1 protein-coding gene and 1 other RNA gene are annotated in these 1,360 nt (G+C 57.8%); one reads left to right on the top strand and one right to left on the bottom strand.

What is annotated here, in order from left to right:
• Nucleotides 1-62 precede the first annotated feature (62 nt).
• Nucleotides 63-158: signal recognition particle sRNA small type (gene ffs, locus DW233_RS07420), an RNA gene on the top strand.
• A gap of 348 nt (nt 159-506) precedes the next feature.
• On the opposite strand, the gene DW233_RS07415 is transcribed toward ffs, so the two are convergent.
• Nucleotides 507-1,360, bottom strand: an 854-nt coding sequence (locus DW233_RS07415) for a hypothetical protein (RefSeq protein WP_199574609.1), incomplete at its 5' end; no start/stop codon positions are given.

The following is a 1,360-nucleotide window of genomic DNA, read 5'->3' as shown; positions in this document are numbered from 1 at the left end:
GGTTCCCCCCCACTTGCCGTGGCGGGCGGGAGCAGGTAAGATATACCGAGCGCCTAGCGCGTTCGATGGGTTCGGATGACGATATGTTCCGAATCTGGTCAGGTCCGGAAGGAAGCAGCCATAAGGAGCCTCTGTCGGGCATCCGAATCCATCGAGTGCGCAGGCGTTTTTTGGTGCCGCGGCTACCCGCGAGTGCCGGCAGGGCGCTTGGTGTCTCGCTGGTCCTCGGCTTCGCCTGCGGGATCGCTCGACTACCAAGCGCCCTGCCGGCACTCGCGGGTAGCCGACCAAAACCGCCTGAAGGGTCACATTTATCTGAATAATTAAATCCCGTGCCTTTTGCTGCTCGCTGGCGTTGTCTGGGGCGCGGTGGCTACGTGGTTCAAGAGGCGGCGGTGCTGTTGCTTGAATTGTTGCAGTTAAAGAGGCCTGTTTCCCTAGGTGGGGAAACAGGCCTCTTTTTGTCTCTGGGCTTGTGGATTGGCGAAGGTAGTATGCTCTGGCGGCTATTTTGAGTTCTTGAGGCGGCGTGTGGCTGTGGCGGTTATTCCGAGGCCTGCGGCGGCGACTGCTGCGAGTGCGATTGCGCTCGGCGCTGTGTCGCCCGTATTTGCGAGCTTGCCGGTGGTCGTATTTGCTTGCTTGGTGGAGCTCGATGGAGCGTCTTTGCCGGTCGCGGGCGAGCTGGCGGGCTGTGCCGTTTCGGCCGGCTGCGCTGAGCTGGAGGGTTTTGTCGTCTCGGTCGGTTGCGTTATCTCGGGCGAGGTGACCTTGTCTGCCGCGGCTTTCGCCTCTTCGTATGCCCTGCAGGCGTCGTCATAGGCCGCTTGCGCCTTTTCCAAATCGTCGAGGAGCGCATCTCGCTTGGCTACGCCCTCATCGATGTGGGCTTTGGCTTTCTCCGCCTCACTTTCGAAACGCTGAACCTGTCTTTCCTGGCTTTCGAGCCGGCGTTGGCAGTGGTGAAGATCATCTTCACAAGATTTTTCTCGCCTTTCTGCCGACATGATCTCACTTTGCAACTGCTTAATAGTTTCGTTAGAAGCTCCGTCGTCGATTGCCTTATTTAATTCTGCCTGAAGGCCGCTTGTCCGGTTGTGGGCCTCATCGTATTTGGCTTGGGCTGCATCGACGTTCGCTTGCATGGCGGGAAGGGGTTTCCTCCATTTGGCGGCTTCCGTCACCACCATGTCGTAGATCTCTTGAAAAGCGGCAATGTCATCATCGATTACCGCAAGTTTCTCGGGACTTGCGGCGTCTTTTGCGGCCTCGAGGTTTTTGAGCGCTTCCCGCATGGCTGCATACGCTTTTTCTTTGGCTCTGTTAGACCAAGGTTGACATAAAAACGATGTCACCGCGA

Source organism: Collinsella sp. AM20-15AC, assembly GCF_003471405.1.
GTDB lineage: Bacteria > Actinomycetota > Coriobacteriia > Coriobacteriales > Coriobacteriaceae > Collinsella.
The sequence above is the reverse complement of the archived record's forward strand: the minus strand, read 5'-3'. Positions and strand labels throughout refer to the sequence as shown.